22 protein-coding genes are annotated in these 24,839 nt (G+C 61.3%); 9 read left to right on the top strand and 13 right to left on the bottom strand.

The window, feature by feature from the left end; all coding sequences use genetic code 11:
- A partial coding sequence (locus GIW48_RS26415; protein WP_236490684.1) for a hypothetical protein occupies positions 1-193 on the top strand: 193 nt, incomplete at its 5' end.
- Here the strand turns inward: GIW48_RS26415 and GIW48_RS26410 are convergent.
- Positions 190-1,095 (bottom strand): hypothetical protein, encoded by a 906-nt coding sequence (locus GIW48_RS26410; protein ID WP_017136412.1) that lies wholly within the window; start codon positions 1,093-1,095, stop codon positions 190-192. The genes GIW48_RS26415 and GIW48_RS26410 overlap by 4 nt on opposite strands.
- A 411-nt stretch (positions 1,096-1,506) precedes the next feature.
- Here GIW48_RS26410 and GIW48_RS26405 point away from each other — a divergent pair, with 411 nt between their 5' ends.
- Together GIW48_RS26405 and GIW48_RS26400 are read left to right on the top strand one after the other, a co-directional pair.
- Positions 1,507-2,190 carry a response regulator transcription factor gene (locus GIW48_RS26405; protein ID WP_003219726.1) on the top strand — a complete coding sequence of 228 codons (684 nt, stop codon included), beginning with the start codon at positions 1,507-1,509 and terminating at the stop codon, positions 2,188-2,190.
- Positions 2,168-3,562 carry a sensor histidine kinase gene (locus GIW48_RS26400; protein WP_099550136.1) on the top strand — a complete coding sequence of 465 codons (1,395 nt, stop codon included), beginning with the start codon at positions 2,168-2,170 and terminating at the stop codon, positions 3,560-3,562. Before GIW48_RS26405 ends, GIW48_RS26400 begins: the two co-directional genes overlap by 23 nt.
- 238 nt (positions 3,563-3,800) lie before the next feature.
- On the opposite strand, the gene GIW48_RS26395 is transcribed toward GIW48_RS26400, so the two are convergent.
- Genes GIW48_RS26395 through GIW48_RS26385 form a run of 3 tightly spaced genes read right to left on the bottom strand, consistent with a single transcriptional unit; the run spans position 3,801 to position 6,058 of the window.
- Positions 3,801-4,211 carry an SRPBCC family protein gene (locus GIW48_RS26395; protein ID WP_017135357.1) on the bottom strand — a complete coding sequence of 137 codons (411 nt, stop codon included), beginning with the start codon at positions 4,209-4,211 and terminating at the stop codon, positions 3,801-3,803.
- A gap of 27 nt (positions 4,212-4,238) precedes the next feature.
- The gene (locus GIW48_RS26390) at positions 4,239-5,036 is read right to left on the bottom strand and encodes an SDR family NAD(P)-dependent oxidoreductase (protein ID WP_017135356.1); all 798 of its coding nucleotides are present in this window, start codon (positions 5,034-5,036) and stop codon (positions 4,239-4,241) included.
- A gap of 17 nt (positions 5,037-5,053) precedes the next feature.
- The gene (locus tag GIW48_RS26385) at positions 5,054-6,058 is read right to left on the bottom strand and encodes an aldo/keto reductase (RefSeq protein WP_099550137.1); all 1,005 of its coding nucleotides are present in this window, start codon (positions 6,056-6,058) and stop codon (positions 5,054-5,056) included.
- Positions 6,059-6,172: 114 nt separating this feature from the next.
- On the opposite strand from GIW48_RS26385, the gene GIW48_RS26380 reads away from it, so the two are divergent.
- Complete coding sequence (locus GIW48_RS26380; protein ID WP_017135354.1) at positions 6,173-7,063, top strand: LysR substrate-binding domain-containing protein; 891 nt, start codon at positions 6,173-6,175, stop codon at positions 7,061-7,063.
- A 116-nt stretch (positions 7,064-7,179) separates the two neighbouring features.
- Here GIW48_RS26380 and GIW48_RS26375 read toward each other — a convergent pair whose 3' ends face one another.
- The 3 genes from GIW48_RS26375 to GIW48_RS26365 are packed head-to-tail and all read right to left on the bottom strand — an operon-like array spanning position 7,180 to position 10,939.
- Positions 7,180-8,472 (bottom strand): NAD(P)/FAD-dependent oxidoreductase, encoded by a 1,293-nt coding sequence (locus GIW48_RS26375; RefSeq protein ID WP_236462784.1) that lies wholly within the window; start codon positions 8,470-8,472, stop codon positions 7,180-7,182.
- Positions 8,469-9,557: a polyamine ABC transporter substrate-binding protein gene (locus GIW48_RS26370; protein ID WP_177034351.1), complete on the bottom strand. Its 1,089-nt coding sequence runs from the start codon at positions 9,555-9,557 to the stop codon at positions 8,469-8,471. The genes GIW48_RS26375 and GIW48_RS26370 overlap by 4 nt, the downstream gene beginning before the upstream one ends.
- A 23-nt stretch (positions 9,558-9,580) precedes the next feature.
- Complete coding sequence (locus GIW48_RS26365) at positions 9,581-10,939, bottom strand: glutamine synthetase family protein (protein ID WP_017135352.1); 1,359 nt, start codon at positions 10,937-10,939, stop codon at positions 9,581-9,583.
- A gap of 139 nt (positions 10,940-11,078) precedes the next feature.
- Here GIW48_RS26365 and GIW48_RS26360 point away from each other — a divergent pair, with 139 nt between their 5' ends.
- Both GIW48_RS26360 and GIW48_RS26355 read left to right on the top strand, forming a co-directional pair.
- The gene (locus GIW48_RS26360) at positions 11,079-11,975 is read left to right on the top strand and encodes a helix-turn-helix domain-containing protein (RefSeq protein WP_236462787.1); all 897 of its coding nucleotides are present in this window, start codon (positions 11,079-11,081) and stop codon (positions 11,973-11,975) included.
- Positions 11,976-12,514: 539 nt separating this feature from the next.
- The gene (locus GIW48_RS26355; RefSeq protein WP_236462950.1) at positions 12,515-14,668 is read left to right on the top strand and encodes a TonB-dependent siderophore receptor; all 2,154 of its coding nucleotides are present in this window, start codon (positions 12,515-12,517) and stop codon (positions 14,666-14,668) included.
- Here GIW48_RS26355 and GIW48_RS26350 read toward each other — a convergent pair.
- Positions 14,658-15,788 (bottom strand): MFS transporter, encoded by a 1,131-nt coding sequence (locus GIW48_RS26350; protein WP_170040143.1) that lies wholly within the window; start codon positions 15,786-15,788, stop codon positions 14,658-14,660. The two genes, GIW48_RS26355 and GIW48_RS26350, sit on opposite strands and share 11 nt — an antisense overlap.
- A 98-nt stretch (positions 15,789-15,886) precedes the next feature.
- Here GIW48_RS26350 and GIW48_RS26345 point away from each other — a divergent pair, with 98 nt between their 5' ends.
- Complete coding sequence (locus tag GIW48_RS26345; RefSeq protein ID WP_099550144.1) at positions 15,887-16,657, top strand: AraC family transcriptional regulator; 771 nt, start codon at positions 15,887-15,889, stop codon at positions 16,655-16,657.
- A gap of 19 nt (positions 16,658-16,676) precedes the next feature.
- On the opposite strand, the gene GIW48_RS26340 is transcribed toward GIW48_RS26345, so the two are convergent.
- A complete protein-coding gene (locus GIW48_RS26340; protein WP_017136655.1) occupies positions 16,677-17,147 on the bottom strand; it encodes an Lrp/AsnC family transcriptional regulator in 471 nt (156 codons plus the stop codon).
- 123 nt (positions 17,148-17,270) lie between these two features.
- Between GIW48_RS26340 and GIW48_RS26335 the strand changes: the two genes are divergently transcribed.
- Together GIW48_RS26335 and GIW48_RS26330 are read left to right on the top strand one after the other, a co-directional pair.
- Entirely contained in the window at positions 17,271-18,515 is a 1,245-nt protein-coding gene (locus GIW48_RS26335; RefSeq protein ID WP_236462947.1) for a methionine gamma-lyase, read from the top strand.
- 233 nt (positions 18,516-18,748) lie between these two features.
- Positions 18,749-19,426, top strand: coding sequence for a helix-turn-helix transcriptional regulator (locus GIW48_RS26330; protein ID WP_026013668.1), 678 nt, complete (start codon positions 18,749-18,751; stop codon positions 19,424-19,426).
- Between the two features lie 906 nt (positions 19,427-20,332).
- Here the strand turns inward: GIW48_RS26330 and GIW48_RS26325 are convergent.
- The 4 genes from GIW48_RS26325 to araD1 are packed head-to-tail and all read right to left on the bottom strand — an operon-like array spanning position 20,333 to position 24,833.
- Positions 20,333-21,337: a substrate-binding domain-containing protein gene (locus tag GIW48_RS26325; protein WP_017136516.1), complete on the bottom strand. Its 1,005-nt coding sequence runs from the start codon at positions 21,335-21,337 to the stop codon at positions 20,333-20,335.
- Between the two features lie 37 nt (positions 21,338-21,374).
- Positions 21,375-22,238, bottom strand: a complete 864-nt coding sequence (locus GIW48_RS26320) for an SMP-30/gluconolactonase/LRE family protein (RefSeq protein ID WP_177034475.1) — start codon at positions 22,236-22,238, stop codon at positions 21,375-21,377.
- Between the two features lie 14 nt (positions 22,239-22,252).
- Positions 22,253-23,833 carry an aldehyde dehydrogenase (NADP(+)) gene (locus tag GIW48_RS26315; protein ID WP_099547904.1) on the bottom strand — a complete coding sequence of 527 codons (1,581 nt, stop codon included), beginning with the start codon at positions 23,831-23,833 and terminating at the stop codon, positions 22,253-22,255.
- A gap of 10 nt (positions 23,834-23,843) precedes the next feature.
- A complete protein-coding gene (gene araD1, locus GIW48_RS26310; RefSeq protein ID WP_099547905.1) occupies positions 23,844-24,833 on the bottom strand; it encodes an AraD1 family protein in 990 nt (329 codons plus the stop codon).
- Between the last annotated feature and the right edge of the window lie 6 nt (positions 24,834-24,839).

The raw sequence follows: 24,839 nt of genomic DNA, 5'->3' as shown, positions 1-24,839 counted from the left end.
TCGTCTCGTGGGCTCGGAAATGTGTATAAGAGCCAGCTTACACTCCGTCATCGCGGGCAAGTCGAGTCGTCGCACCGCCGCTCCCACAGTTAACCTGAATCAGTGCATGAAAATCGCGATCAGGATGATCACCGGAATCGGCACGCCGAGGAACCACAGTAGTAATGAGCGCATGATGTTCTCCTTGAATTAACGAACGTAGTTTTCGGTTTCGACGTACACCACAGCATCCCGACGACGACCGCCGAAGGTTGCTGCGAAGCTGGCAAAGAACGCGCCGATCAACAGGGCCACAAAGGTCCACAGCGAGGTGTAGGCAGCGACTTTGGCGGCAGTATCGGCCGCTTGCTTGGCTTTGAGCTTGGCATCGTCAATGGCTTTACGGGCTTCGCCGTAGACCTTGTCGATACGCGCTTCGGCGTCGGCCTGGCTGAGGTTGGTGCGCTGGCTGATCAACTGGGCCAGGTAGGTACGGTCCTCCGGTGCCAATTGGCCGTCGTTGCTCAGGGTGCGGGTGAGGATGCGTGCGACCACGCCGTGTACCGCGTCATCGCTGACGGCAGCTGGGCGGTCATCGCGGAACAGGCTGTCGACGTAGTAGTCGAAGTCGCCGCTGTTGGCGCCCTTGGCTGCGCTACCGGCGGCCTGGCTGATGCCGCTGGCGGCACCTGCCGCCACACTGGCACCGGCTTTCACGCCGCCACTGACCACGCTGCTGACCGAACCGACCACCAGTACCGCGGTGACCAAAGTGGCGACGGCCCAGGCGAGGAAACCATGGGCAGTATCGCGAAAGTACACTTCATCGCCATGCATATTCGCCCACTTCACACGCAACCGGCCGGCAATGTAACCGCCCAGGCCCGAAGCGACGATTTGGGTGAATGCCAGCCAGATAATCGTGGAAATACCCAGCCCCTTGGCGCTCATGCCGCTGTCGGCCCACGGCGACACCGCCGAAAAGCCCAGGCCGAAGCCCAACAGCACCAGGATAAGCGACAGTGCAGCCGCCGCAGCGGCCCCGGCAAAGATTGCGCCCCAGGAAACCCCAGAGCGCGCGCTTGACTCTTGCAGCGTGGATGACGATGTGATCATTGTTGTTTTGCTCCCGGCAGGAAAAATAGTGTTACAAGTCTCAAAAGGGACAGTGCAGGCAGCGTGCCAGCCGGGCAAAAAATTAAAATCATGTTATTTCAACGAGTTAAGTAATTTGAACTTCGCAGGACCGTGCAACTTGCAAGAAACAGCAGTGGCGGGCGTGCTTTATGCAATCTCCCTGCAAACCCGCTCGCTGTGGGAGCTGGCTTGCCTGCGATAGCGGTCTTCCAGGTTGATATTTTGTCTCTGACACACCGCTATCGCAGGCAAGCCAGCTCCCACAATGATTGTGTGCAACCCGGATATTTGTGGTGGTTTTGCCAAGATGAAGTTTAATTTAGGAAACATTCAGCTACTTCTTGGCAAAATGACCCCACTTCTAGTGTGAATCGCTCACCAGGTAATCCTATGACCCGTATTTTGACCATCGAGGATGACGCCGTAACGGCCCGCGAGATCGTCGCCGAGCTGAGTAGCCATGGACTGGACGTGGATTGGGTGGACAACGGCCGCGAAGGCCTGGTCCGCGCCGTGAGTGGTGATTACGATCTGATCACCCTCGACCGGATGCTGCCGGAGCTGGATGGCTTGGCCATCGTCACGACCCTGCGCACCATCGGGGTGTCGACGCCGATCTTGATGATCAGCGCCCTCTCCGATGTCGACGAACGCGTGCGCGGCCTGCGGGCCGGTGGTGATGACTACTTGACCAAGCCGTTCGCCTCCGACGAAATGGCTGCCCGTGTCGAAGTGCTGCTGCGGCGCAAAAGCACGGTCAAGGAGTTCGAAACCGCCCTGCGCGTGGCCGACCTGGAACTGAACCTGATCAGCCGCGAAGCCAGCCGTGCCGAGCAGCCGCTGAGCCTGCTGCCCACCGAATACAAACTGCTTGAGTTTCTGATGCGCAACACCGGGCAGATCCTGTCGCGGATGATGATCTTCGAGGAAGTCTGGGGTTATCACTTCGACCCGGGCACCAACCTGATCGATGTGCATATCGGTCGCCTGCGCAAGAAAATCGATCCACCGGGCCTCACACCGCTGATCCGCACGGTACGAGGTTCCGGTTATGTCATTGCTGAACCCCTCTAAGGGCTGGCGCTCCTCCAGCAGCCGCTTGCTGGCGCTCTACAGTTCGCTGTTCGTGGCCTGGAGTTGCATCCTCATGGGGGTGCTGTATTTCGAAGTCTCGGGTTACCTGGGCGACCTCTCCCGCCACTCGTTGATGCAGCGCCAGCACTTGTTTCAGCGTTTCGACGGCGAAGAACTGGTGGAAGCCCTGACCACCAGCATGACCTTCGACATGAAGGGCGTGGACGCCTATGGCCTGTTCGATGAGCAATTTCGCCCCCTGAGCGGGCCGATCCGCGCCGTGCCACCGGACTTGCCGCTGGATGGCAAGATCCACGCGCTGGCCAATTGCGTCGAGTCCGACGACCCCAAACTGCCCAAAGACAGCTGCGACGCCGTCGCCACCCACACCGAAGACGGCCGCTGGCTGGTGCTGGTGCGAGCCAACGGTTCGCTGTTCGGCGTCACCCGGATCATCTGGCATGCGCTGCTGTGGGCGCTGTCGTTGACGATTATTCCCGGCGCGGCCGGTTGGCATTTGCTGCGCCGCCGCCCGCTGCGGCGTATTCGCGGGATCCAGGCCAGCGCCGAGGCTATCGTCGCCGGCGACCTGACCCACCGTTTGCCGCTGTCGAATCGCCGTGATGAGCTGGACATGCTCGCGGCCATCGTCAACGCCATGCTCGACCGCATCGAGAAGCTGATGAACGAGGTCAAGGGCGTGTGCGACAACATTGCCCACGACCTGCGCACCCCGCTGACACGCTTGCGCGCGCAGCTTTACCGCATCAAGCAGGAAGCCGAGGAAAACTCGGTGTACGCGGTGAAGCTCGACGACGCCATCGCCGAGACCGACACGCTGATGGCGCGCTTTCGCGGGCTATTGCGCATCTCGGAGCTGGAAGACCACCAGCGCCGCTCGGGTTTCCTGGTAATGGACCCGTTGCCACTGCTGCGCGAGCTGCATGACTTTTATCTGCCGTTGGCCGAGGAAGGCGAATTGCAGTTGCGCCTCGAAGTGCCCGAAGCGCTGCCGTGGATCACCGGCGACCGTGCGCTGCTGTTCGAAGCCTTGGCCAACCTGCTGAGCAACTCGATCAAGTTCTCGCCCGCCGGTGGCGAGGTGATCTTGCGTGGTGTGAATGACGGCGGCAGCACGCGCATCGAAGTGCACGACTCCGGGCCGGGTATTCCGGCGGCGGAACGTGATGCGGTGTTCCAGCGTTTTTATCGCGTGGATGAAAGCGACCAGCAAGGCGGCTTCGGTTTGGGCCTGTCGATTGTGGCGGCGATCATCAACTTGCACGGGTTCAAGCTGGAGGTTGGCAGCAGCCAGCGTGGCGGTGCGCGGTTGGTGCTGGAGTGTCGGCAGCAGTTGATGCCCGAAGCCTGATCGTTCCCACGCTCCGCGTGGGAATGCAGCCCAGGACGCTCCGCGTCCCACAGCGTGACGCGGAGCGTCACAAGAGGCATTCCCACGCAGAGCGTGGGAACGATCATCTCCAGCCCCTACAAAACCTTGTGGGAGCTGGCTTGCCTGCGATGACGATGTACCCGGCAAATTTGCAGTGCCTGACACTCCGCTATCGCAGGCAAGCCAGCTCCCACATTGGAACGGCTTTGCCGGTTAGTTAGAAGTTGGCGCGCAGCGCTTCGAGGCCGCCGCTGTAAACACCGGTGAACAACTCTTCCACCGCCGCGTCCGTGGTCCCGGCTGCCGGGGTGAACACGCCGGACCAGGTCACTTTCGCCGAGCTGTCGGTGAGCGCCTCAACCTGCAAGGTCGCAAGGTAAGCACTCACCGGAAACGGCGATTGCTCAATGGTGTAGCTGTAGTTGCGTGCCACGTTATCAAAACGCTGCAAACGCTCGACCACCACACCGCCATCTGCAGTTTGCAGGTGGCGCACGCGCCCGCCCTCGCTCGGCTCGCTCTTGACGATAAACGGCAGCCAATCCGGCAGCGCGTTGAAGCCACCGACCAATTGCCAGACCTGATCGGCCGAAACCGGGATTTCAATTACAGAAGAAGCTGTCGCCACACTAAATACTCCAGGAAAAATAAGACTTCAGATCGCCATGCTGTCGACAACACCACCGTCGACCCGCAGCGCAGCGCCTGTGGTTGCAGAGGACAGCGGTGAAGCAATGTACGCCACCAGGTTCGCCACTTCATCCACATTCGCCGCGCGCTGGATGATCGAGGTCGGCCGTGCGTTACGTACAAATACGTCGGCCTCGTCCCGCGCACTGCGCCCGGACTTCTGTGTGGCGTCCTTGAGCATCTGCTCCAGGCCGTCGGTAAAGGTCGGCCCCGGCAGCACTGCGTTAACCGTCACGCCGGTGCCCGCCAAGCGCTTGGCCAGGCCATGGGAAACCGCGAGGTTGGCGCTTTTGGTCACGCCGTAGTTGATCATGTCGGCCGGTGTGGCCACGCCGGACTCCGACGACACGAAGATCACCCGCCCCCAGCCCTGCTCGACCATGCCGGGCGTGTAATGCCGTGCCAGGCGCACGCCGGAAATCACATTGACCTCATAGAAGCGGGTCCACTCGCTGTCGGGCGCATCAAAGAAATCCACATCGTTGAAGATGCCGAGGTTGTTGACCAGGATGTCGGCACGCGGTTCGGCGGCGAACAGTTTCGCGGCGCCTTCGGCGGTGCCAAGATCCGCCACCAGCCCGCGCAGATCAGCGCCCGGCACCGCCTGGCGAATGCTTGCCAGCGCATCGTCGACCTTGCCCGATTCGCGCCCGATCACCACCACGGTGGCACCGCAGGCGGCCAGCGCCTGGCTGATGCCCAGGCCAATACCGGCGGTGCTGCCGCTGACGATAGCTACTTTGCCGCTTACATCAATGTTCATCGGTGGTACTCCTGAAGTTAGAGCGGCAGAGGCGCACGGGCCGAAATCAACCGGGCCTCGCGCAGCGCCTGCCAGAAGGCTGCCGGGATCTTCTCTGACAACGCCGCAACGTCTTCGGCAATCCGCCCCGGACGACTGGCACCTGGAATCACCGCCGCCACGGCCGGATGCGCCAGGGAAAATTGCAGGGCTGCGGCTTTTATACTTACCCCAAACGCCTGGGCAATCGCCTTGATCTGCTCGACTTTATCGATGATCGCGGGGCTCGCCTGCTGGTATTCGAAGTGCGCGCCACCGGCCAGAATGCCGGAGCTGTAAGGCCCGCCGACGACGATCTCGACATTCTGCGCCAAGGCTGCGTCCATCAAACGCTGCAAGGCACGTTCGTGGTCCAGCAAAGTGTAGCGGCCGGCCAGCAGGAAGCCATCGGGCCGGGCTTCGCTGAGGTCAAGGGTCAACTCGCAGGGTTCAACGCGGTTGACGCCCAGGCCCCAGGCCTTGATCACGCCTTCTTCGCGCAGGCGGGTCAGCACCTTGAAGGCGCCGGTGCGGGCCTGGTTGAAGTAGTCCAGCCATTGGTCGCCGTAAAAGTCCTGGGCGATGTCGTGAATCCACACGATGTCCAGGCGGTCGGTTTGCAGGCGCTCGAGGCTGTCTTCGATGGAACGCAAGGTGGCGTCGGCACTGTAGTCATTGAGCATCTTGTTGGGGCGGCCGTGTTCGAACACGCCGCTTTTTTCGCCGAGGTCGCGGGCGCTTTCTTCGACTTCATCGAGAATCACCCGGCCAACTTTGGTGCTGAGCACGAAGTCATCGCGGTTGTACTGAGACAGCGCATGGCCCAGGCGGATTTCCGACAGGCCCGAGCCGTAGAAGGGAGCGGTGTCGAAGTAACGCACGCCGTGATTCCAGGCAGCCTCGACGGTGGCCTGGGCTTCGTCTTCGGCAATTGCGCGGAACATATTGCCCAGCGGTGCGGTGCCGAAGCCCAGCGGGCCGGGCAATTTGTCTTTCAAGCTCATGGTGGGTCCTCAATCGGTTGTGGGTCGCTGTGACCGTTGAGCAGATCCTAGATTGCATAGATCGGACCGTCCAAGACATACTGCGACCAACTTGAGTCCTGAAAGGTCTTACACATGATTGATCTTCGCCAACTGCGCTACTTCGAAGTGGTCGCGGAAGAAGAACACGTCGGCCGTGCCGCCGAGCGCCTGCATATCTCGCAGTCACCGCTGAGCCGCCAGATCGCCCAGCTTGAAGAGCGCCTGGGCCTGACCTTGTTCGAACGCAGCCAGCAGCGCATCCGCCTGACCCGCGATGGCCAGACGTTCCTGGCGGAAACCAAGGCGCTGTTGACCCACGCCAATCGCTTGGAATCCCTCGGCAAACGCCTGGGACGCGGCGAAGAAGGCGGTTTGTGCATCGGCTACATCGAAAACGCCATGCATGCCGGCGTGCTGCCCAATGCGTTGCGCGTATTGAGGGATGACCGACCTACCGTGCATATCAAGCTGTACAACTTGCCGTCGCTGGAACAGCTCGAAGGCTTGCGTCAACGCAGCCTCGACATTGCCCTGGTCGGCGAGCCACCGGCCACCGATGACCCGGACCTGACGGCGCTGCAGGTGCTGGACGACCCGATGCTGCTGGCGCTGCCGGAACATCATGCATTGGCGCGCCACAGCGAGTTGTTACCCGAGCATCTGGCTGATCAGGAGTGGATCGGCGTGCAACGCAAGCCTGGCGCCAACCCGGCGGATGACTTTGTGGCTGCGTGCATTCGTGCTGGTTTTACGCCGCAAATCCCTATGGAAGCCAGTGAGCCGTTTACCGCCCTGGGGTTGGTGGCCTCGGGTTTGGGTGTGGCGATGGTGCAAAAGGGGCTGAGCCGCAATGCGCCGCCTGGGGTGGTGTTGCGTGAATTGCCATGGCTGACCTACACCACGCCGCTGTGGGCGGCATGGCACCGGGTTAATTTGCGGCCTTTGGTGGAAACGTTCAGGAAGGTGCTGACTGAAAGCCTGTGAAGGCCAGGGCAACGGGTAACCTCATCGCCCCGGACATACTCGGTCCAATGTCAGCCACTCACGCCCTTACCTCAATCTTTCCCCCTCAGGCTCATCCGGTTAAACGCGGCTGCCAGTCAGAGCATTTCTCGCAACCGATACCACAGCATCCCCAACGCCAGCAGCGGCGAGCGCAGGGCCTTGCCGCCGGGGAAGGTCATGTGCGGCACTTGGCTGAAGATATCCAGGCCGTGGCTTGCACCGGCGTGAATGCCTTCGGCAAGCAGGCGCGCGCACCAGTGCGTCACGTTCAGGCCATGCCCGGAATAGCCCTGGGCATAGAACACATTCGGGTAGTGCTTGAGGCGCCCGACCTGGGGAAAGCGGTTGGCGGTGATGCCGATCTTGCCGCCCCACTGGAACTCGATGGCGGTGCCTGCCAACTGCGGGAACACCTTGAGCAACTTGGGCTGCATATACGCGGCAATATCCGCAGGGTCACGCCCCGAGTAATGGCAGGCGCCGCCGAACAGCAGGCGCCGGTCAGCCGAGAGCCGGTAGTAATCGAGCCCGACTTTCTGATCGCACAGGGCGAGGTTTTGCGGAATCAACTGCTGGGCCAATTCGACCGACAGCGGCTCGGTGGCGATGATGTAGCTGCCCGCCGGCAGTACCTTACCGCTCAAGCGCGGTTCCAGTTCCTCCAAGTGCGCGTTACAAGCCAGTACCAGATTAGCCGCGCGCACCGTGCCGCCGGCGCAACGCACCTGCACCGTATCGCCGTGTACAAGCTCCAGCACCTGGGTCTGTTCGAAAATCTTCACCCCGAGCGACTCGGCCACCTGCGCCTCGCCCAGCACCAGGTTCAACGGGTGCAAGTGCCCGGAGCCCATGTCCACCAGGCCGCCAGCGTAGACGCTGGAGCCCACCACCTGCGCCATGTCTTGCGGGCCGACCAGGCGGGTTTCAGGGGCATAACCCAGCGCTGCCAGGCCGGCCTGCTCGCCCTTGAACGCGGCAAACTGCGCCGGGGTGTTGGCCAGTTCGCAAAAGCCCCAACGCAAATCGCAGTCAATGTTGTGCTGGGCGATACGCTCGCCCACCAGCGCCACCGAGTCGATCCCGGCGCGCTGCAGGTAACGCACGCCCTCCTCACCCACATACTTGGCAAACCCCGACACGTCATGGCCGATGCCGCGAATCAGTTGCCCGCCATTACGCCCACTGGCGCCCCAGCCGATGCGCCGGGCCTCCAGCAGGATCACCGAGAGCCCGCGCTGGGCCAGTTCGATGGCGGTGTTGACGCCGGTGAACCCGCCGCCGATCACGCACACATCGGCGCTCAGGTTGGCGCCCAGTGACGGGCGCTCCGGCATGGTATTGGCCGAAGCCCGGTAGTAGGACCGGGCGTGGTCATTGGACTGGATCATTTGTTGGTCTTCACTTTGCTCCAGGCGCGGGTCATCAGGCGCATGGTCGCCGGGGTCGGCGTGGTGGAAATATAGAGTTTGTCGAGCACTTCCTGGGACGGGTACACCTCAGGGTTGTTGACCAGCTCCGGCGCCATAAAGGGCTTGGCCGCCGGGTTGGCGTTGGCATAACCGACCGCGGCACTGACCTTGGCGATCACCTCTGGGTCGAGCAAATAATTGATAAAGGCGTGGGCCTCTTTCGGGTTCCCGGCGTCGGCAGGAATCGCCAGCAAGTCGAACCACAGGTTGGAGCCTTCCTTGGGAATCGAGTAGGCGATGTTCACGCCGTTCTTGGCTTCCTTGGCGCGGTTGGCGGCTTGAAATACGTCGCCTGAATAGCCGAAGGCCACGCAGATATCGCCGTTGGCCAGGTCCGAGATGTACTTGGACGAATGGAAGTAGGTGATGTACGGGCGCAACGTCAGCAGCTTGGCTTCGGCCTGTTTGTAATCCTCGGGGTTCTCGCTGCGCGGGTCTTTGCCCATGTAGTTGAGGATTGCCGGGAACAGCTCATCGGCTGAATCGAGAAAAGCCACGCCGCACTCGTGCAGCTTCTTGATGTTCTCGGGCTCAAACAGCACCGCCCATGAGTCGATGTGGTCGATGCCCAGCACCTGCTTGACCTTGTCGACGTTGTAGCCGATGCCATTGGTGCCCCACAAGTACGGCACCGAATGCGCGTTACCGGGGTCGTTTTTCTCCAGCAGCTTGAGCAGTTTGGGATCGAGGTTCTTGAAGTTGGGCAACTGCGAGCGGTCGAGTTTCAAGAACGCGCCGGCTTTTACCTGGCGTGCCAGGAAGTGGTTGGACGGCACCACCACGTCATAGCCGGTGCGCCCGGCGAGTAACTTGCCTTCCAGGGTTTCGTTGGAGTCGAACACGTCATAGATCACCTTGATCCCGGTCTTGGCCTGGAAATCGGCCAAGGTGGTCTCGCCTATGTAGTCGGTCCAGTTATAGACGCTGACCGTCTGGGCGGCCTGGCCGCTGCTGCTGAACGCCGCGACAAGAGCCAGCGGGAGAAGCTTTTTCACAAGACGCATATCGACACCCCTTTATTGGTTTTTTAGACGCTCAACAGCAGGAACTCACGCTCCCAGGAACTGATCACTCGCTTGAAATTCTCGTGCTCGGCGCGCTTGACCGCCACATAGCCACGCACGAACTTATCGCCCAGGTACTGCTTGACCGTGTCGCAGTCCTCCATGCGCGCCAAGGCATCTTCGAGGGTGAACGGCAAGCGCAGGTTGCGGCGCTCATAGGCGCGGCCTTCCACCGGCGCGCTCGGCTCAATTTGCTCGATCATGCCCAGGTAGCCGCACAGCAAGCTCGCGGCAATCGCCAGGTAGGGGTTGGCATCCGCGCCCGGCAGGCGGTTTTCCACGCGCATCGCGTCGGGGCTGGAGGTCGGCACACGCAGGCCGACGGTGCGGTTTTCTTCGCCCCACTCCACGTTGACCGGCGCCGAGGTGTCCGGCAAAAAGCGGCGGAACGAGTTCACGTTCGGCGCGAACATCGGCAGCAGTTTGGGAATGTACTTTTGCAAGCCGCCGATGTGATGCAAGAACAGCTGGCTCATCTTGCCGTCGGCGTCGACGAACACCGGCTTGCCGGTGGCGATCTCCACCACGCTCTGGTGCAGGTGCATGGCGCTGCCCGGTTCGTCGGCCACTGGCTTGGCCATAAAGGTCGCGGCCACATTGTGCTTGAGCGCGGCTTCACGCAGGGTGCGTTTGAACACGGTGATCTGGTCGGCCAGGTCGAGGGCGTCGCCATGGCGGAAGTTGATTTCCATCTGTGCCGGGCCGTCTTCGTGGATCAGCGTGTCAAGGTCCAGACCCTGCAGTTCACACCAGTCATAGACGTCTTCGAACAGCGGGTCGAATTCGTTGGCGGCGTCGATGGAAAACGACTGGCGCCCGGTTTCGGCCCGGCCCGAACGGCCCACCGGGGTTTTCAGCGGCAGGTCCGGGTCTTCGCAGCGCTGGGTCAGGTAGAACTCCATTTCTGGCGCGACAATCGGCTGCCAACCTTTGTCGGTGTACAGTTGCAGGACTTTTTTCAACACGTTACGCGGCGACAACTCGATGGGGTTGCCCTGCTTGTCGAAGGTGTCATGGATCACGATGGCGGTGGGTTCGATCGCCCACGGCACCACGTAAGTGGCGTTGGACACCGGCCGGCAGATCATGTCGATGTCGGCAGGGTCGAGCAGGTCGTAGTAGATATCGTCGTCGACAAAGTCCCCGGTCACCGTTTGCAGCAGCACACTCTCCGGCAGGCGCATGCCTCGCTCATGCAGGAACTTGTTGGTGGGCGCAATTTTGCCGCGTGCGATGCCAGTCAAATCACTGATCACGCACTCGACTTCGGTAATCTTGTGTTCTTTCAGCCAGGCGGACAGCTGATCGAAGGGGGCGTTCATAAGGACCTCGTCATGGGTTGGTTGCACGCGCCGACTTGTACTCCCGGCGCATTGAGGTCTATCTTGGGCCAGCCTTCAAACGGCATCTATCCACTTTGCACGAACCATAACGCACCAATAGAGTGCGCCCAGGTTACCCATGACACAGGCAACAGCTTTGCGCGTACAGGCCTTCACCACCGGTGATGTGGCCGCTCAATGCAGTGCGACACCCGGTTGGGTGCAGCAGTACCAGCAGATGTCCCCAGGGCATTTTGCCGGGCAGATCCGCTACCTCGACCTGCACGGCGTCGAGGTTTACGAAGAGTGCATGAACACTCGCGTGGAGCAGCATTTCAATGCGCCACCGGGCTCCCTGGCGTTCTGTTTCGATGGCAGCGACAACGCGCTGTACATGCTCAATGGCGAGAGCCGCAACACCTGGATCACCCCGGAAAACTACCGCGAAGTCGCGGTGGTATTCGGCCCGCAGTTCGTGCAGCGCCATGGTTTGGATGTGGCGAAACTTGAGGGGTTGTTCATGGCACCGCTGACGTGCCAGCAGAACGCGCTGTTCACCCGATGGCTCAGTGGCACGCTGACACGGCTGTCCGCGCTGACTGACCCTATCAGCCGTGATGCCCTCACCCAGCAATTGCTTGATGACTGCCTGTTTATTCTCGACAACGCTTGTGTGTGCCTGGACCGCAGCTCGTTGCAGCGGCGCAGTGACGAGCGCCTGTTGATGGCGCGTATCGGTGAATGGGCGGCGGATACGCCGGATGAAACCGCCAACCTGCTGGAACTGGCGCAGATCGCCGGTGTGCCGTTACGCCAATTGCAGCAAGGCTTTAAGACCTACACCGGAATGAGCCCGGCGCAGTGGTTGCGCTTGCGCCGGTTGAACGGGGCGCGGCGTGAGTTGTTGAGCTCGACTCGGGCTACGGTGGCTGAGGTGGCGATGAACTGGTCGTTCTGGCACTTGGGGCGGTTTTCGCAGAGTTATCGGGCGTTGTTTCGGGAGTTGCCCAGTGAGACGCTCAGGCGTTTGGGTTGACGGGTGTTTTTGATACTGACCTGGGGGCCAAAGGATGTAAGAGCCGCAGCAACAGCAGAGCCATACTCGGTCAAAGGTGGGAGCTGGCTTGCCTGCGATGGCATCAACCGGTTGTACCTGATGTACCGAGGTGTCTGCATCGCAGGCAAGCCAGCTCCCACAGAAAAGCAGCTCTTCAGTGTATGAAAATCCGCCTTTCGCTTTTGATTCAACCACTCAGGTCGGCTACTAGGCCGCCGTGCTGTAGATTTTGATCTTGATCTGAGGCGCCCCGTTAACCACGGATTCAAGCCTTCGTTCTGGCACACCGAGCCTAAGCGAGGCACCGAGTGGTGGGGCGAAGACCTTTTGGTTACTTTTGGCTGGGCCGGCATTCCGGGCGTTTGCCAAAAGTGACCCGCTGTAAGAGCGGAACCCTACTCAGCCGTTACCGCAGCAACGGATATGTACACAACACAACCATTCTCAATAACTTGTAAATCCCAGCACATCCCCCTAGCTTATGCGCCCCCCGCCCTGCGCTTTAAGGCCCTACCCCCATGGTTGTGCGTTTTCGTCCCGTCGTTACCTCACGTTTCGCCCTTGGCCTGCTACTCAGCGGCAGCCTGGGCAACAGCATGGCCGCTGAAATCGAACTACCGGCGGTAAACGTCCAGGGCCAGGAAGACTCCGGCTATCGCACCAACAGCGCCTCGGTCGGCGGCTTCAACGAAGCGCCGTTGCTGGACACTCCGGCATCAATCACCGTGATCAACGCCGAACTGATCAAAGACCAGCAGGCGCGGCTGCTCAGCGAAGTGCTACGCAACGACGCCTCGGTAGGCGACAGCTACGCCCCCATCGGCTACTACGAAAACTTCGTGATCCGCGGCTTCTCACTGAACGCCGCGAGCAGCTACAAAATCAACGGCCGCACCATCACTGGCGAGCAAAACGTCGCCCTGGAAAACAAGCAGCAGGTCGAAGTGCTCAAGGGCCTGGCGGGTTTGCAAAGCGGTATTTCCGAACCCAGCGGCGTGATCAACTACGTGACAAAACGCCCGGAAGATGTGCGCTCGGTTACCGTGTCCACCGATGACCGAGGCAGCGGTTACATAGCCACCGACGTGGGTGGCTGGTTTGGCAGCGAGCAGCAATTCGGCCTGCGCGCCAACGTCGCCCACGAAGACCTCAATTCGTATGTCGAGCACGCCGATGGCCAGCGCGATTTTGTGTCCCTGGCCTTCGACTGGAACATCAGCCCCGACGCGGTGCTGCAACTGGACGCGGAATACCAGAACAAGCAACAGCGCTCCGTGCCGGGTTATCAACTGCTGGGCGGCACCGAAGTGCCCCATGACGCGTCACCGAAGAAATTGCTGGGGCACCAGAGTGGTTCCCATCAGGTCGGCATCGATTCGCTGAACCTCAATGGCAAGTTTGAATACCGCTTCAGTGATCAGTGGAAAGGCAGCCTCAGTGCCGCCCACAGCAAAGTGGTGATTGATGATTACAGCTCGTTTGCCTGGGGCTGTTACTACGTCGGTAGCTGCAACGCCAACACCTTCAGCCCGGAAGGCGACTACGACGTCTACGACTACCGCAGCCCCGACGACACCCGCCGTGATGATGAAGTACAGGCGGCAATAACAGGCCTGTTCGACACCGGCAGCCTGGGCCATGAACTGACTTTCGGCACCAGCGCGTTTCGCCGGGTGATCGACAAGCGCAAGTCCGTCAACGACTACATCGGCAGCGGCAATATCAATGAAGACGCGCCTACCTTCAAACCCACCGACAAGCCGCTGTACCCCAGCCACCGCAACCTCGACAGCCGCCAATACGGCCTGTTCGTCACCGACCGCATCCGCTTCAACGAGCAATGGCAAACCATCATTGGCGGGCGCGAAGTGCGTCTGGATGAAAAAGCGTTCGATGAAAAAACCGGCAACGAAAATCGCCACACCCAGCAGTACGTGTTCCTGCCCCAGGCATCATTGATCTACAAACCGGTGGACAATATTTCGCTGTACACCAGCTACAGCAAAGGCCTGTCTCTGGGCGGCACGGCACCGTGGATAGCGAACAACTCCGGTGACACCCTGGCCCCAACCGTGTCCCGGCAAATCGAAGCCGGCGTGAAATACGACTGGCGCCGCATCAGTTTCACCGCCGCCGTATTCCAGACCCGTCAAGCCTACCAATACGCCAAGCCCGATGGCGCCGGTCAATTCACCTACGTCCAACAAGGCGAACAAAAAAACACCGGCCTGGAACTCTCCGCCAACGGCTGGGCCACCGACCGCCTGCAGATCGCCACCAGCGTCGCGGCGATTCGTGCCCGCGTGAACAACAGCGGCACGCCAGACTACGAAGGCCACCAGGCGCTCAACGTCCCCAAACTGCGCGCCAGCCTGTATGCCGATTACGCCCTGCCGTGGATGAATGGGCTGGCCGTGCTGGGCGGCGTGCAATACAGCGCCAAGAAGTACGCCGACCGCACCGGCAATGTGCAAGTGGGCGACTACGCCGTAGTGAATGTCGGCAGCCGCTACACCACCAAAATCGACGGCTATGAGACCGTGTTCCGCCTCAGCGTCGATAACCTGTTCGACAAACGCTACTGGCGCGATGCGGGTGAATACCTGGGCGACGACTACCTGTTCCAGGGCGCGCCCTTGACCGCGCGCCTGAGTGCTTCGGTTAACTTCTGAGCCTGCGCGGCGCTGCCAGCCACAGCGCCGCCAAACCACAGACCAACAGACTCCAACCCAGGTCCTGGGCCCAGGCGACCAGGGTCAACCCAGCGCCGATCACCAGGTAATACAACAAACCAAACAGCGCGGCGGCAGTGCCCAGACGATCTTGGTAGGCCACCAGCGCGGCCCCCAGCACATTGGGGATGGCCATGCCGAATGCCAGTACCACCAGCAGCATCGGCCAGACAAATAACCCGCTGTGTTGCAGCAGCACGACCAGCAAGCCACCCAGCACTGCGACACCGGCGGCGATCAGCACTAATCGCTCGCCGTTTACCCCACGCTTGAGCAGTCGCTTGTTCAGCCACGCACCACACCCGGAGCCCAGCGCCAGCAAGACGCCGCTGTAGCCGAAGTCGGCGGCAGACAAACCCAGCCGCGAAAAGATGAATGGCCCCACGCTGTAATAGCTGAACAGCGCAATATTGAACGCCGCCACCAGCCCCACCGAACGCCAGATCCCGGCATCCCTGAGCAGCAACCGCAACGTCTGGCCCAGCGCGGCCGTCGGCATCGAGGCTGGACGGGTCTCGGGCAACGCCCACACGCACCACGCCCATAAGGTCAGCGAGAGCAGCAACAAACCACTGAGCACACCGCGATAACCGAAGAACTGCACCAGGCTGGCGCCCGTGAACAGGCCCACGGCCGGGCTGGCGGCCAGGGCAATGCCCATCAGCGAGAATACCTGGGCCAATTGCACGCCCTTGAAACGGTCACGCAGCACGGTCTGCGTCACCACCGAACCGACCGCCGCGCCAAACGCCGCCAACGCCTGGGCCAGCAACAAACCGTTGAAGCTGGTCATGCCCAAGGCCAGCACCGAGGCAGCCACGTACAGAGCCAACCCGGCCAGCATCACCGGCCGCCGCCCCCAACGATCACACAGCCGGCCCCACACCACCACGCCAAAAGCGAACGCCAGGAAATACACCGATAACGTCTGCCCGGCCCGCTCCGGCCCCACCGCAAACGCCCGGCCGATATCTTCCAGCGCTGGGCTGTAGAGCGTTTGGGCCAGTTGCGGGAACATCAGCAACGCGACCGTCAGTGGCAAAAAAAATTTAACCTTCATCCCCAACTCCTTTGCTTGAAACAGCGCAAGAAGTGTAAGGACTGTCGACTGGAGTATTATCCAGACTTTGACAATTTACCCATCAAATCGGACAACCTATGGCCTGGCTCGCCAACGACGCTACTTTCGATCCCGACCACCTGGCAGCGCCGGTCATCGGCATTGCCGCCCTGCTCGGTGATCACGACTCCGGCCTGCACCGCCACCAGCGCGGGCAACTGCTGTTCACGCGCCAAGGCTGCACCCGTATCACCCTGGACAACCAGCTGTGCCTGCTGCCGCCTTCGCGAGCAGCGTGGATCCCGTGCGGCGTGCCGCATCGCGCGGTGATGCACAAAACCGTGGACTATCGCTCGGTGTATCTGAGCCCGGCACTGGCCGATCAATTGCCTGCACAGGTGGGGGTGATCGAGGTCAGCCCATTGCTGCGCGCAGTGCTGGAACCCATAGCGATGGCGCCCTTCGACACCGATTGGCAAACGGGCCGCTACGCGCATTTGCTGGCGCTGTGCCTGGATGAAATCCAGGCGGCCACCGCACAACCGATGCTCCTGCCCTTGCCCCAGGACAAACGCCTGGCGCCCTTGCTCGCCGATCTGGAAAGGTTACCGCCGACCCTGCAAGCCCTGGAAAAACAGATAGGTGCCAGCACCAAGACCATCGGCCGGATTTTCCTGCGGGAAACCGGCCTTGGCTATCAGCAATGGCGCCAGCAGTGGCGCCTGATGCGGGCCATCGAACTGCTTGCCATCGGACGCAACCTGGGCTACTGCGCGTTCGAGTTGGGCTTTGCCAGCGACAGCGCGTTGATCGCCTTCTTCAAAAGCATGACCGGCAGCACGCCACGCGGGTATTTGAAAGTCGACTGAGGGCGTGCATGAGGCCGCTTCAGCCCGGTAGCGGAATCACCCGTAAAGGCCGCACCGACTTATAGGAAAAACTTGAGTAGATTTCTTTAACACACGGCAGCGTCTGCAACACCTCACGCGCAAACTCGCCAAACGACTCCAGGTCTTTGGCCACCACCTCGAGCAAAAAGTCATAGCGCCCCGACACGTTGTGGCAGGCGACAACTTCGGGAATCTCCAGCAGCCGTTGCTCGAATGCCCGGGCGATTTCCTGGGTGTGGCTTTCCATCATGATGCTGACAAACGCCGTCACGCCATACCCCAGCGCCTTGGGCGACAGAATCGCCTGATAGCCGCTGATCACCCCGCTCTCCTCCAGGTTGCGCACCCGTCGCCAGCACGGCGAGGTGGTCAGGGCTACGCGGTCGGCAAGCTCGGCCACGGTCAAGCGGGCATTGCCTTGCAAGGCGTTTAAAAGGGCTTTGTCGGTGCGGTCCAGACTCACGGGCATAACGTGCCTCTATTTGTTGTTTTTGTCGATTATTCGCCCCGAAATCCGGGATTTTCCTGGGTTTTTTGCAATGTTCAACTCTGGTTATGAGCATAGCATTGTAGGAAATAAGGAGCGTCCGACATGAACAACAAACACAATACATTCGGCTTTTCTACCCGCGCCATCCACCATGGTTACGACCCCAAGGACCATCACGGCGCCCTCGTACCGCCGATCTATTTATCTGCCACCTTCGCGTTCCCCACCGCCGAATATGGCGCTGCCTGTTTTGCCGGGGAAGCCAGCGGCCACTTCTACACACGCATTTCCAACCCGACCCTGGCACTGTTGGAATCACGCATGGCAACCCTGGAAAACGGCGAAGCTGCCGTGGCCTTCAGCTCCGGCATGGGTGCGATTGCCGCAACGTTCTGGACCCTGCTGCGCCCGGGCGATGAAGTGATCGTCAGCCAGACCCTGTATGGCTGCACCTTTGCCCTGCTGCACCATGGCCTTGCTGAGTTCGGCATCCGGGTGCGACACGTCGACCTCACCGACCTGGCCGCCCTGCGCGCGGCATTGTCCCCTGCCACCCGCATGGTCTATTGCGAAACCCCGGCCAACCCCAACCTGCGCCTGGTGGACATCGCCGCCGTGGCCGAGCTGGCGCACCAACAGCCAAATGTCACCGTGGTGGTCGACAACACCTACTGCACCCCCTACCTGCAAAGGCCACTGGAACTGGGGGCCGATGTGGTGGTGCACTCGGCCACCAAGTACCTCAGCGGCCATGGCGATATCACCGCCGGTATCGCCGTGAGCAACCAGGCGCTGGCACAACGTATTCGCCTGCAAGGCCTCAAGGACCTGACCGGCGCGGTGATGTCGCCGCAGGACGCATCCTTGCTGATGCGCGGCCTCAAGACCCTGGCCCTGCGCATGGACCGCCATTGCAGCAACGCCCAGGCGGTGGCCGAAGCCTTGCAGGCCCACCCTGCCGTGCAGTGGGTCACTTACCCGGGCCTGCGCTCTTTCCCGCAATACGCATTGGCGGCGCGGCAGATGAAGCAGTCCGGCGGCATGATCGCGTTTGAACTCAAGGGCGGCATCGACACCGGCCGGCGCTTCATGAATGCCCTCAACCTGTTCACCCGCGCCGTCAGCCTGGGTGACGCCGAGTCGCTCGCCCAGCACCCGGCGAGCATGACCCACTCCACCTACACCCCCGAAGAACGCGCACAACACGGTATCAGCGAAGGCCTGGTGCGCTTGTCGGTCGGGCTTGAGGACATCGCCGACCTGTTGGCCGATATCCACCAGGCCCTGGTCAAATGCACCCGTGCGGCACCGGGCCGCGCCGTGGTGGAAGAACACGCCGTGAAATAGGGCCTACGGTTGAGGTAATCCTTTCCTACAGACGGTGGTCGGACTGGTCCGACCGCCGTTATGCGTTTTTAATCTGTTTTTTTTGCCGATTGGATCCCCATGCATTTCCCTGGCTGTACTAGCATAGGTGCTCGGCGGGTGCATTATCACTGTAGGTTATTCACATTGGTTACCTTGTTAAACCCCGTCGCTATAAGGATGAATACCTGCACTCAACATTCATGGACGAACTGATGAACTCACACCTGTTTCCTCATATAGGCAAGGTCATCGCCAGCACCGGCAGCCGCCATTTCCCGCGCATGCTGCATGACTTGATCCTGACCCAGCTGGCAGTGGACGCTACCCATATCACCCAACTGCAGGTCAGTGCCGAAGGGCACACCCGACGCCGGATCAGCCCGGTCTACACCGACTCGGTGACGGCGCTGGGCGAAGAACAACCCGCTGCCCAATTGCACCTCACACGCCGCAAGGACGATGTGCGTTATGTGTTGTCGGTGTATCGCTCGCATCAGTCGGAAAGTTTTTCGCCACAGGAACGCAGCATGCTGGAGGATTTTTCGACGCTGCTTCTGCCCATGGTCGAGAAACACATCACTGCGATCCAGCCCTGTCGCCAGGGCGGATCGCCTGTGGTCGCGGAAAATCAAGGGCTTGAAACCTTGCGTCGGCGCATTGAAGAACGTCTGGTGCAATCGGGGTTAACCTTGTCCAATCGAGAACTGGATGTGTGTGTGGGTTTGCTGGCCGGGCGGACTGCACCGGAGTTGGCGGAGCAGTTGGCGTTGAAGGTCAACACTATTGAAAGTTACCTCAAGCGGGCGGCGATCAAGCTGGGGATCAGCGGGCGGCATTCGTTGTTGCGGTGGATGTATGCGGGTGATGAGGGCGTCGCCACGGCTCTCTAGATCAGGCTGTGGGTTGTCTTTTGGTGGTGTACATATCCGTTGCTGCGGTAACGGCTGCCTATGGTTCCGCTCTTACAGCGGGTCACTTTTTGAAGGACCGGAATGCCGGCCCAGCAAAAAGTAAGCAAAAAGCCCTCGCCCCAACACTCGGTGCCTCGCTGTGGCTCGGCATGCCCGCAATCCGCCAGTGATTTGGGGGGCCGCCGCGATGGGCCATCCTTGGCCCAGCGCGGCTAAACCGGCATCCCTGCCGGTTTACCCCCCAAATCACTGTCAGATTCCGGCCATCGTGTTTAACGGGGCGATTTCAGATCAAGATCAAAAGCGCAGATCAAAAGACCGCTGACTTCGTCATCGAAAAGGATGTAAGGGCCGGAGCAACAGCAGCAGCAGCAGCAGCAGCAGCAGAGCCATACTCGGTCTAAGGTGGGAGCTGGCTTGCCTGCGATGGCATCAACTCGGTGCACCTGATACACCAAGGTGTCTGCATCGCAGGCAAGCCAGCTCCCACAGAAAAGCAGATCCCAGGTGTATGCAAATCCGCTTTTCGCTTTTGATCTAACCACTCAGGTCGGCTTTCAGGCCGCCGTGCTGTAGATCTTGATCTTGATCTGAGGCGCCCCGTTAACCACGATGGCCGAACGCAGGCTTGAATCCGTGGGTAACCCGGCAGGACGCCGGGTTAGCCGCGCTGGGCCAAGGATGGCCCATCGCGGCGGCCCACGGATTCAAGCCGGAGTGCGGGCATGCCGAGCCTAAGCGAGGCACCGAGTGGTGGGGCGAAGACCTTTTGGTTACTTTTGGGGCGTTTGCCAAAAGTGACCCGCCGTAAGGGCGGAACCATAGGTAGCCGTTACCGCAGCAACGGATATGTACTCCGTCCGATCCCCCCCCGCCAAGCCTACCTCACTGCCACAACCCAATCTTCGTCAGCTCTTGCTTGAAGTTCTCCCGTGTAATCAGCGTCACCTCGTCCATGGCCGTGTACTTGGGCGGCTCCGTCCCCTTGGTGACCCACTCATACATCATCAGCGCCGTGTTGTAGCCCTCGATATGCGGGCTAGGCAGCATCGAACCGAAAAATCCACTGTCAGCCTTTTTCAGTTCGCCAATGGCATCCGTACCATTGATGCCGATACCAATCACATTGGCCGCAGCAAAACCAGCCGTTTCGGTTGCGCGCACGCCACCGAGCACCGTGTTGTCGTTCATACCACCGATAATCAGGTTCTTGGCACCGCTGGGCAGCTTGACCAGTGCCGAGTTGGTGGCGTCCATACTGCCCGGTACATCGAGCGTCTTGGCCGCGGTGAACAGAATGTGGTCTTTAGGAAAACCGGCATCTTCCAGGGATTTAACCGAACCGTCAGTGCGCTTTTTACCCGTGTCCAGTTCGTTAAAGGTATTGATCACCGCATAGGTGTCCTTCCAATCCCAACCGCGTTTTTTCGCCTCCGCCGCCATCGCCGCGCCCTGCTTCTGGCCCACTTCAAACGCGGCCATGCCCAGGTACGGCACGTCCTCCATGAAGTTGCCTTTGGCGTCGACAAAACGGTCATCCACCGCAATCACTTTCAGGCCGTTGGCCTTGGCCTTGGCGACGATAGCCGGGCCGAGTGATACGTCCGGCGGGCAGATCACAAAGCCCTTGGCGCCGTTGGCCGCCAGGCTGTCGATGGCCGAGAGGGTTTTCTCGCCATCGGGCACGGCGATCTTGATCACGGTAAAGCCATGCTCCTTGCCGGCTTTTTCGGCAAACGCCCATTCGGTCTGGAACCACGGCTCTTCAGCCTGCTTGACCAAAAAACCAATCTTCACGGCTTCAGCGGCCTGCAACAGACCGCCCAAGCTCAGGGCCGACACCGCCACAGCGGCGCAGCACAGGGAACGCATACCTCGACGACGATTCATACGGGTGACTCCTTGTTATTGTTTTCAGGTCTTGGGTTTATCCGGCAAAGCGGTGACAGGGGGTGCCCGGCACATCGACCTCGATGGCCAGCACTGCGCCATCCAGCGGGTGATCGAGTGGGCTGGCGGCGCTGGTGATGTAGAGGGTGGTGAGGCTGGGGCCACCGAACACGCAACTGGTGGGCCGGCTCACGGGCAACTCGACAATGCGATCGACCTCACCCGCCGGCGTCAGGCGCAGCAAGCAACTGCCATCCCAACGGGCATTCCAGATATAGCCATCCGCGTCCATCGCCGAGCCATCCGGGCCACCACGCTCATGCGGGCCGAACCAGACCCGGGCAGGCTCGAGCTGACCCTCTGGCTTGACCGCATGCCGGTACAAAATGCCGTCCAGGCTGTCGCCAAAATGCACGTGCGCGCCGTCATCGCTCCACACCAAGGTGTTGGGAATGCCCAGCCCTTGCAGCAGCGGCGTGACATGCGCGTTGGCATCGATCCGAAACAGGCCGCCGGAACGCCGCGTAATCGGCAGGTCTTCACCCTGCTCGCCAATGTTGTTCTGCATGGTGCCCAACCACAGGCGGCCCTGGGCATCGCAGCGCGCTTCATTGCCACGGTTACCCGGTTGCGGGTCGGCCACGCACAGCAGCGTGAGGGCTTCGGTTTCCAGGTTCAGCCGGTACACGCCGCTGCTCAGCGTCACCAGTGCATCCCCGCTTTCACAGGGGATGAAGGCCGAGACGTGCTCGGGCAACTGCCAGATCTGCAACTGCCCGCCCATCAGGCGCAGCGCCTGCTTGCCGGCGATATTCACCCAATACAGCGCCTGGGTCGGCACGTCCCAGAACGGGCCTTCGCCCAGCTGCGCACGGTGCGCAGTGACTGCGGTACACGACATAAAACCTCCTGGTGTTACAGCGGGTCGCGCGATGGCGTGCCATCCACCAGCCGCTGGATACGCAACGGGTTGGCGTTTTTCAACGCGTCGGGCAGCAGGCTATCAGGGTAATTCTGCAAGCACACCGGGCGCAGGAAACGGTCGATGGCCAGGGTGCCGACCGAGGTGCCACGGGCATCGGATGTGGCCGGGTACGGCCCGCCGTGAACCATCGAATCACACACTTCCACGCCGGTCGGGTAGCCGTTGAGCAGGATGCGCCCGACTTTCTGCTCCAGCAGCGGCGTCAGTTCAGTGAAGTGCTGCAGGTCGGCCGGTTCAGCAATAAGCGTCGCGGTGAGCTGGCCGTGCAGGCCGTGCAAGGCGTCGCTGAGCTGGGCCTGATCGGCGACCTCGACAAACACCGTGGCAGGGCCGAACACCTCTTCCTGCAACACCTCATCACCGTCGATCAGCAAGCGCACGTCGGCCTTGAACAGCTGCGGCTGCGCCTGACTGCCCACTTGAGCGCTGCCCGCCAGGTGTTGGATGCCAGGGTGCGCCAAGAGCTTTTCCAAGCCTTTGCCATAACTGCCCAGGGTGCCGGCATTGAGCATGGTTTGCGCCGGCTGTTCACCGATCAGTTGCGCCACCTGTTGGGTAAACGCGGTGAACTGTGGCGAGGCAATACCGATCACCAGGCCAGGGTTGGTGCAGAACTGGCCACAGCCTTGCACCACCGAGGCAGTGAGGTCGCGGGCGATGGTCGCGGCCCTGGCGTGCAAGGCCTGGGGCAGCACAATCACCGGGTTGATGCTCGACATCTCGGCAAATACCGGGATCGGCTGCGGGCGTGCCGCCGCCATATCACACAAGGCACGGCCGCCCTTGAGCGAGCCGGTAAAACCCACGGCCTGGATCGACGGGTGCTTGACCAGCGCCTCACCGACGCCGCCACCGAAGATCATGTTGAACACCCCCGCCGGCATCTCGGTGGCCTCGGCCGCCCGAATGATTGCATCGGCCACCCGCTCAGCCGTCGCCATATGCCCACTGTGCGCCTTGAACACCACCGGGCAGCCGGCCGCCAGCGCGGCAGCGGTGTCGCCGCCGGCGGTGGAAAATGCCAGGGGAAAGTTGCTCGCACCAAACACCGCCACCGGGCCGAGGCCGATGCGGTATTGGCGCAGGTCCGGGCGCGGCAGGGGTTGGCGGTCGGGCAAGGCTCTGTCGATACGCGCGCCGTAAAAATCACCACGACGCAATACCGTAGCGAACAGGCGCATCTGGCCGCTGGTGCGCCCGCGCTCGCCTTTGATGCGCGCAGCAGGTAATGCCGTTTCGCGGCACACCAACTCGATAAAATCATCCCCCAGCGCGTCCAGCTCATCAGCCACCGTCTCCAGGAACTGCGCCCGCCGCGATGCACTTAATGCCCGGTACGCGGGATAGGCGGCAGCGGCGGCCTTGGCGGCGGCATCCACCTCGGCGGGCGTGGCCTGATAGAAATCCTGAGGCAAGGCCTCGCCGGTGCTGGCGTCGACGCTTTTCAGGGTGATGCTGCCCTGGGCGCTGCGCTGGCCGCCGATGTAGTTGTGGCCGAGAAACGGATTCATGCTGATCTCCTTAAAGGCTGATGACAGTGCCAGGTGCGAACGCCGCCTCGGCGCTGCCGACCCGATTGACCAGCGGCGCGCCGAACTCGGCCTGGCTGATCTCGAACACATCCCCCGGCTGGGTACGTATACCGTCGGCGAATGACAAGGTGGCGGTGCCGAAGAAATGAATATGCACGTCGCCCGGGGTCAGGAACTGGCTGTATTTGAAATGGTGGTACTCGAGGTTTTCCAGGCTGTGGCACATGTTCGCCTCGCCACTGAGAAATTCGCTTTCCCATATCACTTGACCGTCTCGGCGGATGCGGCTGGTGCCGGCCAGATGCTCGGGCAACTCACCCACACGCAACTCCGGACCATAGCTGCAACTGCGCAACTTGGAATGGGCCAGGTACAGGTAATTCTTGCGCTCCATGACGTGGTCGGAGAACTCGTTGCCCACCGCAAACCCCAGGCGGTAGGGTTTGCTGTCACGGCCGATCACGTACAACCCGCCGATTTCCGGCTCTTCACCGGCGTCTTCAGCAAAGGGTGGCACCGGGAATGCCTGGCCTGGGCGCACGACAATATTGCCATCGCCCTTATAGAACCATTCCGGTTGCACGCCGGCCTGGCCGGCCGGCGGTTTGCCGCCTTCCACGCCCCATTTGAAGATACGCATGGTGTCGGTCAAGGCACTGTCGTCACCGGCCTGATGCATTTTATCGCGGGCCGAGGCGCTGCCCAGGTGCGTCAGTCCAGTGCCGCTGATCAGCATGTGCGCGGGGTCGGGATGGTCGAGCGGCGGCAGGACTTTGAGGTCTGCCAACAGCGCGGCGTAGTCGTAACTGTCGCCCAGCCCGAGGCTGTCGACCTGTTGCGCCAGGCCCACACCGGCATCGATGGCGGCCAGCGCCAACTCACGCACGCTGCGCGCGGTGTGCACTTCGCGCAGTGTGTTGCCTTGCACCACGCCGACACGACGCTCACCGTTACGCAATTCGAACTGAACTAAACGCATCAAACT

This window comes from Pseudomonas sp. PA-6-3C, assembly GCF_021605825.1.
Lineage (GTDB): Bacteria > Pseudomonadota > Gammaproteobacteria > Pseudomonadales > Pseudomonadaceae > Aquipseudomonas > Aquipseudomonas edaphica.
Note: the sequence above shows the minus strand (reverse complement) of the source record. Positions and strands in the feature narration are given on the sequence as shown.